Below are 17,901 nucleotides of genomic sequence, written 5' to 3' on the forward strand. Positions count from 1 at the left end.
CGGCCCCTTGCGGAAGGTGCTGCCGATCGGGTGGATCGGCGGGAGGTACACGACGTCGAAGCCCATCGCCGCGATCGCGGGCAACCGCTCCGCGGCCGTACGGAAGGTGCCGTGCACGGCCGGGACCGACGGGTCGCGCTCCGACCGGCCGCTCTCCGACCGCGGGAAGAACTCGTACCAGGACCCGTACAGGGCGCGCTCACGCTCCACCAGCAGCGGCAACGGCTCGGAGGGCGACACGAGTTCGCGCAGCGGGCGGCGGGCGAGGACCGCGTCCACCTCCGGGGTGAGGGCGGCGGCGAGGCGGGCCGCGGCGGGGCGGTCCACGTCGCGCAACGCGTCGACGGCGCGCAGCAGCGTGTCCCGGCGGCCCTTGCTCTTCGGCACCTGGGCGGCGGCCCGCTCGTACAGGCGCGCGCCCTCCTCCAGGACCAGTTCCGTGTCCATCCCGGCCGGGATCTTGATGCCCGCGTGGTGGCGCCAGGTGGTGACGGGGTCGCTCCACGCCTCGACCGTGTAGGTCCAGCGGCCCTCCTGCCCGGCGGTCACGGTGGCGCCCCAGCGGTCGGTGCCGGGGGCCAGTTCGCGCATCGGGGCCCAGGGGCCGGCGCGTCCGTCCGGATCGCGCAGGACGACGTTGGCGGCGACCGCGTCGTGGCCCTCGCGGAAGACCGTGGCCGAGATCTCGAACGCCTCGCCGACGACCGCCTTCGCGGGCCGTCGTCCCTGGTGGACGAGCGGTCGGACGTCGAGGACGGGGATGCGCCCGACGGTCGGTCCGGAGGCATCGGCCGTCCCGTCGTCGGCGACGGCGGGCCCTGCCGCGAGGACGGCGCTGCGGGCGGGGGGTTTCTCCGTGGTGCGGGAAGTGCCCTCGGCGGGGGCGGAGGGTTTCTCCGCGACGGGCGAACCGTCCTCGGCCGCGGTGGCGGGTTTCTCCGTGGTGCGGGAACCGGCGCCGGGCCTGCCTGGTCCGGATGTGCCGGGAGTGCTCGTCGGGGGTGGCGACGTCTGGTGCGTTGCGGGCATGACCGCTCCTGTCCGCGTCAACGTGGGTGGGCGGATGAGGGTGTGGGGAGGTGGGGCCTGCGGGGTGTACCGGAGGAGCCTTCCCACCCTATGCGGGTGCGCATTCCGGCACTTTGTTAACTACTCACGCGTATGTCTACGCACAAGACCGGCCTCGTCCAGTGCGGGCGAGGCCGGTCCCGTACGGCCGTGTCACCGGGGTCCTGTCATGGTCCTACCAGGCTCGATCGACGCGCAGGAGCTTGTTCGGTGAACCGAGACCGGCGCCCGAAATCCTTCCCGGAACGGCCTGTTTCACCAGTGCTTTGGATACTTGCGCCGGGGTGGCCTTCTTGTGGCCGGCCAGGTACAGGGCCGCCGCGCCCGCGACGTGTGGGCTCGCCATGGACGTTCCGGAGAAGGTCGCCGTGCCCGTGTCGCTCGCGTACGAGGCCGAGGTGATCGCCACGCCCGGGGCGAACAGGTCCAGCGCGGAACCCGTGTTCGAGAAACCGGCCCGTGCGTCGTTGCGGTCGCTCGCGCCGACCGTGAGAGCCTGGCCGACCCGGGCCGGGGAGTACAGACCGGCCGGCAGCCCGTCGTTGCCCGCCGCGACCGCGTAGGTGACACCGGAGGCGATGGAGTTGCGTACGGCGGCGTCCAGTTGGGCGTTCGCGTACCCGCCCAGACTGAGGTTGGCGACGGCCGGCTTCTTCGCGTGCCGGGTCACCCAGTCGATCCCGGCGATCACCTGCGCGGTGGTGCCCGCCCCGGTGTTGTCGAGGACGCGGACCGCGACGACCTTCGCCTTCTTGGCGACGCCGTACTTGGTGCCCACGATGGTTCCGGCGACGTGCGTGCCGTGGCCGTTGCCGTCCTTCGCCGTGCGGTCGTTGTCCACGAAGTCCCAGCCGTAGCTTGCCCGGCCGCCGAAGTCCTTGTGCGTGATCCGGATGCCCGTGTCGATGACGTACGCCGTCACGCCGGCGCCCGCCGACTCGGGCCAGGTGTAGCTCTTGTCGAGCGGCAGGTCCCGCTGGTCGATCCGGTCCAGGCCCCACGAGGGCGGGTTCTTCTGGACGTGGTCGAGCGCCACCCGGGTGTCCTGCGCGACCGAGGCGACGCGGGAGTCCGCCGCGAGCCGCCGGGCCTGCTCCTCGCCGACCCGCACGGCGAAACCGTTGAGGGCCGTGCCGTAGGTCTGGCTGATTCTCGCTCCGTACTTCGCGGCGATGTCCTTTCCCGCCGACGACGGAGCCTTCGTTCCCCCCTTGAGCGTCACGATGTAGCTGCCGCTGACGGAGCCGGGTGCGCCGGCCCCGAGTATCCGTCCCTGCGGGGCGGCGTGCGCGGGTGGGGCGATGGCCGAAAGCACCGCGGCCGTCGTGACCGCGGTGAGACCCGCCGTCCAGCGCAGACGCCTCTTTCTCGTCCGTGCCATGGCTTGAGTTCCCCTCCTCAACTCGGCGTACGGAGGCCGGACCGGCCGGTGTGGGCCAGGCCCGGCCGTACGCCACGTGGCGAGCCTCTCGTGCGGTGTGAAGCGCCACAAGGCCGCCCAGGCGGGCGGAATCGGCCATATCGGCCGTGAAGTGCACGTGAAGGTTGCGGCGAGTTTCCGCCGATGTCACGCAGTACGCCCGTTCGGGGGCGGCCTTCGAGGCGCCGTAGAGGTGGCGGCGCCGTGGCCGGTACCGTCGGGAGTGGTCTTCCGAGGGACCACTCGGCACCACCCGTAATTGAGGTACCCCGACCGCGATCGACCGGCCCGCGCCAGCGGCGCCGGTCCAGGCGCAAAGAGGTGCAGCCTGTGAAGGCGATCCGCAGATTCACCGTACGTCCCGTACTTCCCGAAGCCCTTCACCCGCTCAGTGACCTGGCGCGCAATCTCCGCTGGTCCTGGCATGCCGAGACCCGTGACCTGTTCCAGTCCGTCGACCCGGAGCGCTGGGCGGCCTCCGACGGCGACCCCGTACGCCTGCTCGGCAGCGTGCCGCCGGCCCGGCTGGCGCAGCTCACCCAGGACGAGGGCTTCCTGAACCGGCTCGCGACGGTCGCCGACGACCTGCGCGAGTATGTGACCGGCGACCGCTGGTACCAGCAGCAGGTCGCCGAACTCCCCTCCGCCATCGCCTATTTCTCGCCCGAGTTCGGCATCACCGCCGCGCTGCCGCAGTATTCCGGCGGCCTCGGCATCCTCGCCGGCGACCACCTCAAGGCGGCCAGCGACCTGGGCGTCCCGCTGATCGGCGTGGGACTGCTCTACCGGCACGGCTACTTCCGCCAGTCCCTGTCCCGCGACGGCTGGCAGCAGGAGCACTATCCGGTCCTCGACCCGAACGAACTGCCCCTGGTGCCGCTGCGCGAATCCGACGGCACCCTCGCCCAGGTCTCCCTGGCCCTGCCCGGCGGCCGGGCGCTGCGGGCCCGCATCTGGGTGGCACAGGTGGGCCGCGTGCCCCTCCTGATGCTCGACTCCGACGTCGAGGAGAACGACTTCGGCGAGCGCGGCGTGACCGACCGGCTGTACGGCGGCGGCAGCGAACACCGTCTGCTCCAGGAGATGCTCCTCGGCATAGGAGGTGTGCGCGCGGTACGGACGTACTGTCGGCTCACCGGCCACGCCCCGCCCGAGGTGTTCCACACGAACGAGGGCCACGCGGGCTTCCTCGGCCTGGAGCGGATCGCCGAACTCGCCGACGGCGGACTCGACTTCGAGGCCGCCCTCGAAGCGGTCAGGGCGGGCACCGTCTTCACCACGCACACCCCCGTCCCGGCGGGGATCGACCGCTTCGACCGCGAGCTGGTGGCCCACCACTTCGGCCCCGACGCCGAGCTCCCGCGCATCGACGTCGAACGCGTCCTCGGCCTCGGCATGGAGACCTACCCGGGAGGCGAGCCGAACCTCTTCAACATGGCCGTGATGGGGCTGCGGCTCGGCCAGCGCGCGAACGGCGTCTCCCTGCTGCACGGCCAGGTGAGCCGGGAGATGTTCGCGGGCCTGTGGCCGGGCTTCGACCCCGAGGAGGTCCCGATCACCTCCGTCACCAACGGCGTGCACGCACCGACATGGGTGGCGCCCGAGGTGTTCCGGCTGGGCACCCGCCAGATCGGCGGCAGGCGCACCGAGGACGCGCTGACCGTCGGCGGCTCGGACCGCTGGGACGCGGTGGCCGAGATCGGGGACCAGGAGATCTGGGACCTGCGGCGGGTCCTGCGCGAGCAGCTGGTCGTGGAGGTGCGCGAGCGCCTCTACGCGTCCTGGCGCCAGCGCGGCGCGGGCACGGCCGAACTCGGCTGGATCGACGGCGTACTGGACCCGGACGTCCTGACGATCGGCTTCGCGCGCCGCGTCCCGTCGTACAAGCGGCTGACCCTGATGCTGCGCGACCGCGACCGTCTCATGGACCTCCTCCTGCACGCCGAACGTCCGGTGCAGATCGTCGTCGCGGGCAAGGCCCACCCCGCGGACGACGGCGGCAAACGCCTGGTCCAGCAGCTGGTCCGGTTCGCCGACGACCCGCGGGTGCGCCACCGGATCGTCTTCCTCCCGGACTACGGCATGGCGATGGCGCAGAAGCTGTACCCCGGCTGCGACATCTGGCTGAACAACCCGCTGCGTCCACTGGAGGCCTGCGGCACGAGCGGCATGAAGGCGGCCCTCAACGGCTGCCTCAACCTGTCCGTCCTGGACGGCTGGTGGGACGAGTGGTTCCAGCCCGACTTCGGCTGGGCGATCCCCACCGCGGACGGCACGGCGACCGACGACGACCGCCGCGACGACCTGGAGGCGGCGGCCCTCTACGACCTCCTCGAACAGCGCGTGACACCCCGCTTCTACGAGCGCGGCCGGGACGGGCTGCCCGACCGCTGGATCGAGATGGTCCGCAGGACGCTGACCCACCTCGGGCCGAAGGTGCTCGCCGGCCGGATGGTGCGCGAGTACGTGGAGCGGCTGTACACGCCGGCGGCGCGCGCGCACCGCGCGCTCACCCCGGACACCGCCCGCGAGCTGGCGGACTGGAAGTCCCGCGTCCGCTCCGCCTGGCCGCAGGTCACCGTCGACCACGTGGAGGCCTCGGCCGCCACCACGACCGCCGAACTGGGCACCACGCTCTCGCTGCGCGTCCGCGTCGGACTCGGCGACCTCGCCCCCGACGACGTCGAGGTCCAGGCCGTGGCCGGCCGCGTCGACACGGACGACCGCATCGCGGACGCGGTGTGCGTGCCGTTGAAACCCGCGGGCGGGCCGGACCTGGACGGGCGCTGGGTCTACGAGGGGCCGCTGTCCCTGGACCGCACGGGTCCCTTCGGCTACACGGTCCGCATCCTGCCCGCGCACCGGCTGCTCGCGTCCAGTGCGGAACTGGGCCTGGTGACGGTGCCCTCCGAGGAGACCGGGGAGGGAGCGGGTCTGCTCATGCGGTGAGTGCCGGGGGCTTCACTCGTCCAGGCCCGCGCACAGGCGGCGCAGTACCTTGCCGCACCTCTGGGCGTAGGCGTGCTGGAGCCCCCGCGTCGCCGGTCCGCCCGCGCGGGCGTACCACTTGGCCGGACGGCTGAAGGCGGTGATCGTCAGCCAGACGGTCCCGTCGCCGGTGCGGTCGACGACGAACGCCTCCTCACCGCACTCGGGATGTCCGGACAGCGTGCCGTAGGCCCAGGCGGTGCGCCGGTGCTCCTCGGCCGTCCAGACCACACGGCAGGGGGCCTTGATGGGGCCGAGACCGACGGTCACGTCGACGCCGGGAGCCGCCTTGTCCGCGTCGGAGGTGATACCGACGCCGAGGGCGCGGTGCATCTCCCAGGTCATCAGGGCGTCGGAGGCGCGGCGGAAGACGGCCTCGCCCTCACCTATCCGGGCGCGCACGTGCAGTCGGCGGAAGCCCGGCGGGCAGCGGTCCTCGCGGGTCGCGCCCACGTCCTCGTACGTGTAGGGCATGGGGGACAGAGTAAGGCGGCACCCGGAGCAGCCCTCGCTCCGGGTGCCGCCTCGTCCAGCGGGCCGCGCGGCTCGCGCCGCACGCCGTGGACTAGTTCACGTTGACCGCGGACCAGGCCGCGGCGACCGTCTTGTACTCCGTGCTGGTGGAGCCGTACAGGGCCGACGCCGCGGAGAGCGTGGCGGTGCGGGCACCCGAGTACTTGGTCGTCGACGTCATGTAGGTCGTCAGCGCCTTGTACCAGATCTGCAGCGCCTTGGCCCGGCCGATGCCGGTGACCGTGGTGCCGTTGGACGTCGGGGAGTTGTAGCTGACCCCGTTGATCGTCTTGGCGCCGCTGCCCTCCGAGAGGAGGTAGAAGAAGTGGTTGGCGACACCCGACGAGTAGTGCACGTCCAGGTTGCCGACACCCGAGGACCACGAGTCGGCGGAGCCGCCGTCCTTGCTGGGCTTGTCCATGTAGCGCAGCGGGGTGCCGTCGCCGTTGATGTTGATCTTCTCACCGATGAGGTAGTCGCCCACGTCGGAGGAGTTCGCCGCGTAGAACTCGACGCCGGTGCCGAAGATGTCGGAGGTCGCCTCGTTCAGGCCGCCGGACTCGCCGCTGTAGTTGAGGCCCGCGGTGTTGGAGGTGACGCCGTGGCTCATCTCGTGGCCGGCCACGTCCAGCGAGGTCAGCGGGTGGGTGTTCCCGGAGCCGTCGCCGTACGTCATGCAGAAGCAGCTGTCGTCCCAGAACGCGTTGACGTACTGGTTCCCGTAGTGGACGCGGGAGTACGCGGCCACGCCGTTGTTCTTGATGCCGCTGCGGCCGAAGGTGTTCTTGTAGAAGTCCCACGTCACCTGCGCGCCGTACGCGGCGTCGACTGCCGCGGTCTGGTCGGCGGTGGAGCTGGAGGCCGAGCCGGTGCCCCAGGTGTCGTCCGCGTCGGTGAACAGGGTGCCGGCCGAGGAGCTGGTGCCGTGCGCCTTGTTGTAGGTCTTGTGGCCGCCGCGGGTGCCGTCGGTCAGCTGGTACGTCGAGCCCGAGAGGGTCGTGTTGAGCGTGACGGTGCCCGAGTAGAGGCTCTTGCCGGTACCGGTCTCGATGCCCTGGTACTCGTAGAGCTTCTTGCCGGTGGCGGCGTCGGTGATGACGTGCAGCTCGTTGGGGGTGCCGTCGTCCTGGAGGCCGCCGACGACGGTCTCGTACGCCAGGACGGGCTTGCCGGTGGCGGCCCAGATCACCTTGCGGGGCGCCTGGTCGGCCGCGGTCTTCTCCGAACCCGCGGCCTTGGCGGCGGTGAGCGCCTGCTTCTCGGCCTTCGCGGTGGTGACCGCCGGCTTGAGCGAGGCGACCTTGATGGCCGCCTTGGTGGCCCTGGTCACGCCCTCGGCCTTGCCGGACTTCGACTGGTGGACGACCAGGTCGCCGCCGAGGACCGGAAGCCCGTTGTAGGTGCGCTCGTAGCGGGTGTGGACGGTGCCGTCGGCGTCCTTGACGACGTCTCTGACGACCAGCTTCTCCTTGGCGCCGAGGCCTATCTCCTGGGCCGTCTCCGCCGTGGCGGCGTCGGCCTTCTGGATCAGGGCGGTCCGCGCGGGGGCCGAGAGCTGGACGGGGGCGCCGGCGAGGGTGGTCGCGCCGGCAGGGGTCGCCGCGTTCTGGGCGGCGGCACCGGTGGTCATACCGGTGGCGAGCAGAGCTCCGGCCGCGACGGCGGTGGCGATGGCCAGAGTGGTGCGCTTGTGACGCGCGTAGAGGGGGGTCACGCAAGCTCCTTCTGTGGGGGCGCCCGGACGGCTTTGGGGTGGCCGGACGAGCGATGTGAAGTTGCGGTGCGGGTGAGCCGTGCGGTGGAAGCGTGCCATCTGGGGCGCGTACATGTCAGGAGGCCCTAAAGACCTTGGCCGAAAGTCGACCATTGGGTGAACGCTTCGGTGCTCCGGAGTGGAGTCGATCTTCTTCAAAGGGGAGTCAAACCAAACTCCCGGACGGGTAAAGAGGGCGCCGCCCCGGGGAGTTGAACCTCCGGGACGGCGCCCTGTCCTGTGCGTCACCGCGACGCGCTCCGGGGGAGCGCGGTGCGGTCTACGGGAACGTCAGCTTCCAGCTGTTGATGTAGCCGGTGTCCTGTGCCGCCTGGTCCTGGACCTTCAACTTCCAGGTTCCGTTGGCGACTTCGGAGGACGCGTTGACCGTGTAGGTCGCGTTCACGTTGTCTGCCGAGTCGGACGAGCTGAAGTTCTTCAGGCGGTACGTCGACCCGTCCGGGGCCACCAGGTCGATGACGAGGTCACCGCGCCAGGTGTGCACGATGTCGACGCTCACCGCGAGGTTCGACGGCGCGTTGCCGGTACGGCCGGTGACCGTGATCGACGACGTGACCGCCGCGCCGTTGTCCGGAATTGATACGTCGGCGGTGTTCTCGAACGACGTACCGCCGCCGCCACCGCCCGGACGCGAGCCCACGTTCACGGCCGCCCAGGCGTTCTGCACGGCCGTGTACTCGGCGCTCGTCGTGCCGTACAGCTCGCCCGCCGCCGCGAGCGTGCCGGTGCGGGCCGCCGCGTAGTTGGTGGTCGAGGTGAACTTCGTGGTGAGCGCCCGGTACCAGATCTGCAGCGCCTTGTCGCGGCCGATGCCGGTGACCGGAAGACCGTCCGACGTCGGCGAGTTGTAGCTGACGCCGTTGATGACCTTGGCGCCGCTGCCCTCGCTCAGCAGGTAGAAGAAGTGGTTCGCGACACCCGACGAGTAGTGCACGTCGACGTTGCCGACACCGGAGTACCAGGAGTCCTTGGAGGCGCCGTCCTTGCTGGGCTTGTCCATGTAGCGCAGCGGGGTGCCGTCGCCGTTGATGTCGATCTTCTCGCCGATGAGGTAGTCGCCCACGTCGGTCGAGTTGTTGGCGTAGAACTCGACGCCGGTGCCGAAGATGTCGGAGGTCGCCTCGTTCAGGCCGCCGGACTCGCCGCTGTAGTTGAGGCCCGCGGTGTTGGAGGTGACGCCGTGGCTCATCTCGTGGCCGGCCACGTCCAGCGAGGTCAGCGGGTCCGCGTTCCCGGAGCCGTCGCCGTACGTCATGCAGAAGCAGCCGTCGTCCCAGAACGCGTTGACGTACGCGTTGCCGTAGTGGACGCGTGAGTACGCTCCCACGCCGTTGTTCTTGATGCCGGAGCGCCCGAAGGTGTTCTTGTAGAAGTCCCAGGTCTCCGCGGCACCGTAGTGCGCGTCTGCGCCGGCCGTCGCGGCGTTCGACGTGGTGCCGTTGCCCCAGGTGTCGTTCGTCTGCGAGAACAGCGTGCCGGTGCCGGAGGTGCCGCGGTTCAGGTTGTACGTCTTGTGGTTGCCGCGCGCGCCGTCGTTCAGCGTGTAGGTGGAACCCGACTGGGTGGTCGTCAGGGTCACCTGGCCGCTGTACTGGGTGTTGCCGATGCCGTTCTTGATGCCCTGGTACTCGTAGAGCTTCTTGCCGGTGGCGGCGTCGGTGATGACGTGCAGTTCGTTGGGGGTGCCGTCGTCCTGGAGGCCGCCGACGACGGTCTCGTAGGCGAGGACGGGCTTGCCGGTGGCGGCCCAGATCACCTTGCGGGGCGCCCGGTCGGCGTCGGTCTTCTTCGACCCGGCGGCCTTGGCGGCGGACAGTGCCTGCTTCTCCGCCGCGGACGCGGCGACGGCCGGCTCGACCGTGGCGACCTTGATGGCGGCCTTGGTCGCCTTGTAGACGTGCCCGGTCTTCCCGGACTTGGCGGTGTCGACCACCAGGTCGCCGCCGAGGACCGGAAGTCCGTCGTACGTCCGCTCGTAGCGGGTGTGGACGGTGCCGTCGTGGTCCTTGATGACGTCACGGGCGACGAGGCTTTCCTTGGCGCCGAGGCCGAGGTCCTTGGCCGTGTCCGCCTTGGCCGAGTCGGCGTCGCGTATCAGCTCGGCGCGCTGCGAGGGCGTGAGCTTCATCGCGACGGCGCCCGGGTCGATCTTGCCCGTGGGTGCCTTGGCCGGTGCGGCGCTCGCGGCGCCGGACTGGACGGCCGCGGCCAGCAGGGCGGAGACGCCCACGAGGGCGACGCCGGCGACACGGCGCTTGGTGATGTGGGAGGTGCGTCTGTGGGAGGAACTGCTACTCAACACTGACTCCTTCTGCGTGGCCGCGGGTCGCGCGGCCAGGGGAGACCGGACGATGGGTGACCCGTCCGGGCAGAACAGGGCTGTACGCGGAACCAGGTGCATGGGGCCGTGCGAGCGCTTCACGACGGTGCGAGCTGTGGGGTTGCTGTGAAGCGGTCGTGGGAAGAGTGGCAGGAGATCGCACCTTCTGTCAGGAGCGCGTCAGGAACTTGGCCAGAAATGGTTCGTTGTCCGGGATGTCATGTTCGGTATACGGACTCGTCGCCGGGTGGACGCACAAGGCCGGACCGGCGCCGCTCCCCGTGCCACGAGTGCCACAGCGCCGCATACGTCCCCTCGGCCGCCACCAGCTCGTCGTGCGTGCCGAGTTCGGTGAGCCGGCCGGCCTCCATCACCGCGACCCGGTCGGCGTCGTGCGCGGTGTGCAGCCGGTGCGCGATGGCGATGACCGTGCGCCCTTCGAGCACGGCGGCCAGCGCGCGCTCCGTGTGACGGGCGGTCGCCGGGTCCAGCAGGGCCGTGGCCTCGTCGAGGATCAGCGTGTGCGGGTCGGCCAGCACGACACGGGCCAGGGCGAGCTGCTGGGCACGAGAGCCGTCCACCCGATGGGCCTCGGGACCCAGCTCGGTGTCCAGCCCGGCCGCCAGCTCCGCGGCCCAGTCGTCCGCGCCCACCGCGGCCAGGGCGGCCCACAACTCGGCGTCCGTGGCCCCGGGTTCGGCGATCAGCAGGTTGTCGCGCACCGTACCGAGGAACACGTGGTGCTCCTGGGTGACGAGCACGACCTGCCGGCGCAGCTGCTCGGGGTCGAGCCCCACGACCGGCACGCCCCCGACGGTCACCGTGCCGCTGCCCGGCGCGTCGACACCCGCCAGCAGCCTGCTCAGCGTGGTCTTGCCGGCGCCCGACGGCCCGACCACGGCCAGCCGCTCCCCGGGGCGCACGGTCAGGTCGACCCCGCTCAGCACCTCGCCCCCGCGGTCGTACGCGTAGTGCACCCCCCTCACGTCGATCCGGTCGTCCACCGGCGACGGCGATCCGGCCGGCACCGCCCGCGGGGCCGCGCCGAGCCCCTCCACCCGGGCGAACGAGGCACTGCTGGCCTGGAGTTGCTCGACCCGCATCAGGATCTGGTCGAGCGGCTCGGCCAGCTGGCGCAGATACAGCGTGGCGGCGACGACCGCGCCGAGGCTCGTCACGCCCCGCGCGAGCAGCGCACCGCCCACCAGCAGCACCGCGACCACGGGAACGACGTACGACACCTCGACGGCGGGGAAGAACACACTGCGCAGGAACAGCGTCCGCATCCGCCTGCGGCGGGACGTCTCCAGCGCCTGCCGGCTCGCGTCGATCCGGCGCCGCTCCAGACCGAAGGCCTCCACCGTGCGGGCGCCGGACGCGGTGGCCGCGAGGATCTCGGCGACGTCGGACGTGGCCGCGCCCTCGGCGAGATAGGCGGTCCGCGCCCGGCGCAGATACCAGCGCAGAGCGAACCAGATGCCGGCCAGACCGAGCACCCCGCAGCCGCCGAGCAGCGGGTCGATGACGAACACCGCGCCGAGGATGAACGCGGCCTGCGCCGAGCAGATCAGCAGTTCGGGGCCCGCGTCGCGCAGGGTGTTGCCCACCACGGTGACGTCGGCGGTGCCGCGCGCGGTCAGGTCGCCGGTGCCCGCGCGCTCCACGACCGAGGCCGGCAGCGACAGCGCCCGCTCCACGAACTCCTCCCGCACCCTGGCCAGCGTCCGCTCCCCGAAGCGGTGCCCCACGAACCGGGCCCACCTGGCCAGCAGCAGCTGGGCCAGCGAGCACAGCAGGATGACGCACGCGAGCCGGTCCACGACTCCCACGCCGTGCCCGGCCCGCACCTCGTCGATGATCCGCCCGAGCAGCCAGGGACCGACCAGACCGGCCGCCGCCGCCAGCGCGTTGAGGCCGAGGACGGCGGCGAAAGCCCGGCCGTCCGCCCGGATCAGCCGCACCGACGCCCGGCGGACGTCGCCGGGCTCGGCGATGGGCAGCTGCGCACTCATCGCACGGCCCCCTCGGCGTCCACCACGGTCCCCTCGTCGTCCACCACGGCCCCCGTGGCCGAATCCGTACCCGTGTGGTTGCTGCGGCCGCCGCTGTCGGTGTCGCTGCCCGAGTCGGCGCCGGTGCTCACGCCGGTCGTGGCGCCGGTGTCCGTCCCGGTGCCGGTGCCCTTGCCGGTGCTTGTGTCCGCGCCCGGTGGCACCAGGTCCGTGTCCCGTGCCACCAGTGCCCGGTAGCCCGGCTCGCCGTCCAGGAGGTCGCGATGGCTGCCGCTCGCAGCGACCTTCCCGTCGACCAGGTACAGCACGGTGTCCGCCTGGTCGAGCAGCAGGGGGGACGTGGAGGTGACGACGGTCGTGCGGTCGGCGCGGGCCGCGCGCAGCCGGGCGGCGACCGCGGCCTCGGTGTGTGCGTCCAGCGCCGACGTGGGTTCGACCGCGAGCAGCACCTCCGGATCGGCCAGCAGCGCCCTCGCCAGGCGGACCCGCTGCCGCTGGCCCCCCGAGAGACTGCGGCCCTGCGCCTCGACGACCGAGTCGAGCCCGTCCGGCAGACCGAGGACGATGTCGTCCGCCACGGCCGCGTGCACGGCACGGGCGACGGCCTCGTCATCGTGGTCGTGGCGCCCGCGGACCAGTTCGCGCAGGGTACCCGCGAACAGATCGGCCTCGTTGTCGGCGACCAGGACGCGCTCACGCACCCGCGGCAGGGTGATCTCGTCGAGCCGTAGGCCGCCCCAGGTCACCGCCGACTCCGCGTACCGGCCGAGCCGGTCGACGACGGCCTCGGACTCCGCGGGGCGGGCCCCCGCCAGCGCGGTCAGCCGCCCCGGCACCACCCGGACCCCGGACCCCGGGTCGTACAGCGCCGCGGGCGACACGGGCGCCTCCCGCGCGTCGGAGCGGACATCGGCGGGCTCCAGGGCCAGGAACCGCACGACGCGCCGGGCGGCGACCACCCCCCTGCCGAGCTGGTAGCCGCACTCGATGAAGAAGGCCACCGGTAGCACCAGGACCGCGACGTAGCCGTACACGGACACCAGTTCGCCGACCGTGATCTCCCCCTGGGCGGCCAGCCGGGCCGCGAGCCAGGTCACCACGGCCAGGAACAGCGTCGGCAGCCCCATGCCCAGCGCCTGGATCCAGCTGGTCACCGCCCCGACCCGGTACCCCTGTTCCCGCAGCTCCCGCGAGTCACGGCGGAAGGTGTCGGCGAACAGCCCCTTGCCGCCAAGGCCGTTGAGCACGCGCAGACCGCCCGCGAGGTCCCCGATCCGGGCGGTCAGCACGCCCTGCCGCTCGCGGTACGCCGTCTCCGTGTCCTGGAGCCGTCCCATCAGCGGTCCGACGAGTACGGCGATCAGCGGCACACCGAGCAGGATCACCACCGAGAGCTGGAGCGAGACCGACAGCAGCACCGCGGCCACCACACCGTAGGTGAGCAGCGCCGCGACGCCGGGCCCGACGACCGTCAGGGACTGGCTGATCGTCTGGACGTCACCGACGCCGATCGACACGACCTCCCCGGTCCCGACCTGCCGTGGCAGGGCGGCACCCAGCCGGACCGACTGGCCGACCACGACCTTGACCGTGCGGAAGTTGGCGTCCATCCGGACCTTCGTCATGATGCGGTGCCGCACGACGCCCAGCCAGGCGTTGAACACCCCGGCACCCAGCACCGCGGCGGTCCAGCCGAACAGCGCGGCCTCGTCGCCCGGCTCCAGGCCGTCGTCGACGGCCCGGGACAGCAGATACGGCGTCAGCGCCAGGAGCCCCATCCAGACCCCGGCCACCAGCGCGCCGGCCGCCGAACGGCCCGCCTGCCGGGTGACCAGCCACCACAGGTAGTGCCAACCGCCACGACGATCCGGTGTCCCGGGGTCCTCGTACGCGTCGATCATCCGTCCCCCTCCGCCGTCCGTCTGCCGCGCCGCCCGCCCCGGCAGCCGCTCCTCCCGGCACTCGCCCGCCCCACGGCCCGCCCGCCGTCAGACGAGACTGTCGCGCCACGCACGGTGCAGGTCCGCGAACCTGCCCGTACCCGCCACGAGTTCGGCGGGCGTCCCGTCCTCGACGATCCGCCCGTGCTCCATCACCAGGACGCGGTCCGCGATCTCCACCGTCGACAGACGGTGCGCGATGACCACCGCGGTACGGCCCCGCAGCACCGTCGCCATGGCACGCTGCACCGCCCGTTCGCCGGGGATGTCCAGGGAACTGGTCGCCTCGTCGAGGATCAGGACGGCCGGATCGGCGAGCAACGCCCGCGCGAACGCCACCAGTTGCCGCTGGCCCGCCGAGATCCGGCCACCCCTCTTACGGACGTCCGTGTCGTAGCCGTCGGGCAGCGCGGTGATGAAGTCGTGGGCACCGATCGCCTTCGCGGCCCGTTCGATGTCCTCCCGCCCCGCGTCGGGGCGGCCGATCGCGATGTTCTCGGCGACCGTGCCCGAGAACAGGAACGCCTCCTGGGTCACCATCACCACACCGCGCCGGAGCTCGGGCAGGGCCAGCTCGCGCAGATCCACGCCGTCCAGCAGGACACGGCCGTCCGAGGGGTCGTAGAAGCGGGCCAGCAGCTTGGCGAGCGTCGACTTGCCCGCCCCGGTCGACCCGACGACGGCGACCGTCTGCCCGGCCGGCAGCGTCAGCGAGAACGTGGGCAGGACCTCGCCGCCGGTGCGATACGCGAATCGGACCCCGTCGAAGACGACCTCCCTGCCCGGGAGTTCACGCAGGGGAGCGGGCAGCGGGCGGGGCTCGGACGGCTCCGGCACGGACGGCGTCTGGGCCAGCAGACCGGAGATCTTCTCCAGCGAGGCCGCCGCGGACTGGTACGAGTTGAGGAACATGCCCAGCCGGTCGATCGGGTCGTACAGGCGGCGCAGATAGAGCACCGCCGCGGCCAGCACCCCGAGCTCCAGCGAACCCGACGCCACCCGGTCGGCGCCCCACAGCACGATCCCCGCGACCGCCGTGTTCGCGACCAGACGGGAGCCGACCACATAGCGCGCCATCTCCAGCAGCGCGTCGCCGTTCGTCCGCTCGTGGCGCTGGTTGAGAACCTTGAAGTCGGCGTCGTTCGCGGCCTCCCGGCGGAAGGCGCGCACCGGGCGGATGCCGTTCATCGTCTCCGCGAACTTCACGATCACGGCGGCGATCGCCGTCGAACGCAGCGCGAAGATACGGCCCGCACGGCGCTGGTAGAGACGGATCAGGAGGTACAGCGGCACGAACGAGACCACCGCGACCGCGCCCAGGCCGAGATCCAGCCAGAGCAGCATCGCCGAGATGTAGACGAAGGACAGGATGACGGTGACGAGTTCCTGGAGACCTTCGCTGAGCAGTTCGCGCAGCGACTCGACGTCCGTCGTGGAACGCGAGATCAGCCGGCCCGAGGTGTAGCGCTCGTGGAAGTCGACGCTGAGCGCCTGCGCGTGGCGGAAGATCCGGCCGCGCAGGTCCAGCAGCACGTCCTGGTTGACCCGTGCGGAGGCGATGATGAACCCGTACTGGAGCCCTCCGGAGGCCACCGAGCACAGCAGGTACGCGACACCGACGGCGATCAGCGGGCCGTGGTCGTCGTGCCGGAACGCGGGCACCGCCCGGTCGATGGCGTACGCCACCAGCAGTGGGCCCGCCTGCACCGCGGCCTGCTGGAGCAGCAGGAGGACGGTGGTGACGACCACGCGGGCGCGGAGCGGGGCGAGCAGGGAACGCAGCAGCGCGGCGGTCGCGCCCGGGGGAGCGGGCAGCGTGTCGCGGTCGAAGGGGTCCTCGTGCCGCGTCTGGTCCGGAGCCGGCCGGTCCTGGTCCGGCGCGGTGGCGGTGGGCGCCGTCATCGCTGGTCCTCCTTCGTGCGATCGGTGACGTCCGCCGCCTCGGCGCCGGCGCCGAGGTCCCCGTCGGCCGCCGGTCCTGCGCCGATGCCGGTGTCCCCGTCGGCCCCGGGTTCCCCGCCGGTGCCCGACATCAGCCAGGCGTACTCGGTGTTCGTCCGCAGCAGTTCGTGATGGGTGCCGACCGCGGCGATGCGGCCTCCGGAGAGCAGGGCCACCCGGTCGGCGAGCAGCACCGTCGACGGGCGGTGCGCCACGATCAGTGCCGTCGTCTCGGCCAGCACCCGGCGCAGTGCCGCCTCGACCGCGGCCTCCGTGTGGACGTCCAGCGCCGACAAGGGGTCGTCGAGCACCAGGAAGCGCGGACGGCCCACCACCGCCCTGGCCAGGGCGAGGCGTTGCCGCTGCCCGCCCGAGAGACTCAGCCCCTGCTCGCCCACCTGGGTCGACGTGCCGTTCGGCAGCCCGTGCGCGAAGCCGGCCTGCGCGACGGCCAGCGCGCGGTCCAGCTCCGTCTCCCCGGCACCGTCGGCCGCGCCCATGAGCACGTTCTCCCCGACACTCGCCGAGAAGAGGGTGGGCTCCTCGAAGGCGACCGCCACGAGTTCGCGGAGCTCCTCGCGAGGCATGGCCGTGATGTCCCGGCCGTCCAGGGTGATCCGGCCGGAGGTCACCTCGTGCAGGCGGGGGACGAGCGCCGTGAGCGTCGTCTTGCCGGAGCCGGTCGCGCCCACCAGGGCCATCGACTCACCCGGGCGGACGTGCAGATCGATGTCGTCCAGCACGGGGGCGGAGTCCACGGCGGCGTCCGGGTAGCGGAACCGCACCGAGCGGAACCGGAGACCGCCGCCGTCCCCGGCCGCCACGGCGGCGACGTCCGCGGACTCCGGCCCGGCGTCCATGACCTCGAAATAGCGCTGTGTCGCGGTGGCCGCCTCCTGGCTCATCGCGAGGAGGAAGCCGATGGAGTCGATCGGCCAGCGCAGCGCGAGGGCCGTCGACAGGAAGGCGACCAGCGTCCCGGCGGAGAGGTCGCCGTCGGCGACCTGCACGGTGCCGAGGACGAGCGCGGCACCGATCGCGAGCTCCGGAAGGGTGACGATGACGGCCCAGATGGAGGCGAGCAGACGGGCCTTGGCGAGTTCCGTGCCGCGCAGCGTGCGGGACAGCTCGTGGAAGGCACGGGCCTGGCTGCGATGGCGGCCGAACCCCTTGATGATGCGGATGCCGAGGACGCTCTCCTCGACGACCGTCGTCAGGTCGCCGACCTGGTCCTGGGCCCGCCGCGCCACCTCCGCGTAGCGCCGCTCGAAGGCCCAGCAGACGATCATCACCGGGACCGCGGGAGCGAGGAGCACCAGCCCGAGCGTCCAGTCCTGGGCGAGCATGATGCCCACACCCGCGAGGATCGTCACCGCGTTGACCAGCAGGAAGGTCAGCGGGAACGCCAGGAACATGCGCAGCAGCATCAGGTCCGTGGTGCCCCGGGACAGCAACTGCCCCGAGGCCCAACGGTCGTGGAAGGCGACGGGCAGGCGCTGGAGATGCCGGTACAGGTCGGCCCGCATGTCCGCCTCGACGCCCGCGAGAGGCCGGGCCACCAGCCACCGCCGCAGTCCGAACAGGCCCGCCTCGGCGAAGCCGAGCAGCAGCAGCCAGAGCGCGCCGAGCCAGACGCCCGCCGGATCGCGGTCGGCGACGGGACCGTCCACCATCCACTTCAGGACGAGCGGGAACACCAGCCCCGTACAGGAGGCGACCACCGCGATGCCCGCGGCGCCGAACAGCCGCGCGCGCACCGGTCGCACGTACGGCCACAGGCGCAGCAGACTGCGCACGGTCGAAGCGCCGGCACCGCGCGCGTCCGCGGCGCGGTCCCGGGTCCCGGCGCCGTCCCCGGCCGGGGCAGGATCCTTGGTCACTGCATCTGTTGTGGGCATCAACGGCGAGCCTACGGTTCGGCACCG

Annotated in this window: 10 protein-coding genes; 1 reads left to right on the forward strand and 9 read right to left on the reverse strand. The window is 72.0% G+C overall.

Features of this window, described 5'->3' with window-relative positions:
- Together ABEB03_RS35290 and ABEB03_RS35295 are read right to left on the reverse strand one after the other, a co-directional pair.
- Window positions 1-1,029 (reverse strand): maltotransferase domain-containing protein (locus tag ABEB03_RS35290; protein WP_345656971.1); only part of this gene is annotated, 1,029 nt, incomplete at its 3' end.
- A 214-nt stretch (window positions 1,030-1,243) separates the two neighbouring features.
- Window positions 1,244-2,449, reverse strand: a complete 1,206-nt coding sequence (locus ABEB03_RS35295) for a S8 family peptidase (protein WP_345656972.1) — start codon at window positions 2,447-2,449, stop codon at window positions 1,244-1,246.
- Between the two features lie 369 nt (window positions 2,450-2,818).
- On the opposite strand from ABEB03_RS35295, the gene ABEB03_RS35300 reads away from it, so the two are divergent.
- Complete coding sequence (locus ABEB03_RS35300; RefSeq protein WP_345656973.1) at window positions 2,819-5,437, forward strand: glycosyltransferase family 1 protein; 2,619 nt, start codon at window positions 2,819-2,821, stop codon at window positions 5,435-5,437.
- 12 nt (window positions 5,438-5,449) lie between these two features.
- Here the strand turns inward: ABEB03_RS35300 and ABEB03_RS35305 are convergent, their stop codons facing one another.
- The 7 genes from ABEB03_RS35305 to ABEB03_RS35335 form a co-directional block, all read right to left on the reverse strand.
- Window positions 5,450-5,950: a DUF1990 family protein gene (locus tag ABEB03_RS35305; protein WP_028805898.1), complete on the reverse strand. Its 501-nt coding sequence runs from the start codon at window positions 5,948-5,950 to the stop codon at window positions 5,450-5,452.
- A gap of 91 nt (window positions 5,951-6,041) precedes the next feature.
- Window positions 6,042-7,703: a M4 family metallopeptidase gene (locus ABEB03_RS35310; RefSeq protein WP_345656974.1), complete on the reverse strand. Its 1,662-nt coding sequence runs from the start codon at window positions 7,701-7,703 to the stop codon at window positions 6,042-6,044.
- Between the two features lie 319 nt (window positions 7,704-8,022).
- On the reverse strand, window positions 8,023-10,062 hold the full coding sequence (locus ABEB03_RS35315) for a M4 family metallopeptidase (protein WP_345656975.1): 2,040 nt from the start codon (window positions 10,060-10,062) through the stop codon (window positions 8,023-8,025).
- Between the two features lie 239 nt (window positions 10,063-10,301).
- Window positions 10,302-12,095, reverse strand: coding sequence for an ABC transporter ATP-binding protein (locus ABEB03_RS35320; protein WP_345656976.1), 1,794 nt, complete (start codon window positions 12,093-12,095; stop codon window positions 10,302-10,304).
- Window positions 12,092-13,996: an ABC transporter ATP-binding protein gene (locus tag ABEB03_RS35325; RefSeq protein ID WP_345656978.1), complete on the reverse strand. Its 1,905-nt coding sequence runs from the start codon at window positions 13,994-13,996 to the stop codon at window positions 12,092-12,094. The genes ABEB03_RS35320 and ABEB03_RS35325 overlap by 4 nt, the downstream gene beginning before the upstream one ends.
- Window positions 13,997-14,083: 87 nt before the next feature.
- The gene (locus ABEB03_RS35330) at window positions 14,084-15,937 is read right to left on the reverse strand and encodes an ABC transporter ATP-binding protein (RefSeq protein WP_345656979.1); all 1,854 of its coding nucleotides are present in this window, start codon (window positions 15,935-15,937) and stop codon (window positions 14,084-14,086) included.
- Complete coding sequence (locus ABEB03_RS35335) at window positions 15,934-17,874, reverse strand: ABC transporter ATP-binding protein (RefSeq protein WP_425589345.1); 1,941 nt, start codon at window positions 17,872-17,874, stop codon at window positions 15,934-15,936. Before ABEB03_RS35335 ends, ABEB03_RS35330 begins: the two co-directional genes overlap by 4 nt.
- Between the last annotated feature and the right edge of the window lie 27 nt (window positions 17,875-17,901).

Origin of the sequence: Streptomyces siamensis, from assembly GCF_039543605.1 — a bacterium.
In the GTDB taxonomy this organism is placed as follows: Bacteria; Actinomycetota; Actinomycetes; order Streptomycetales; family Streptomycetaceae; genus Streptomyces; species Streptomyces siamensis.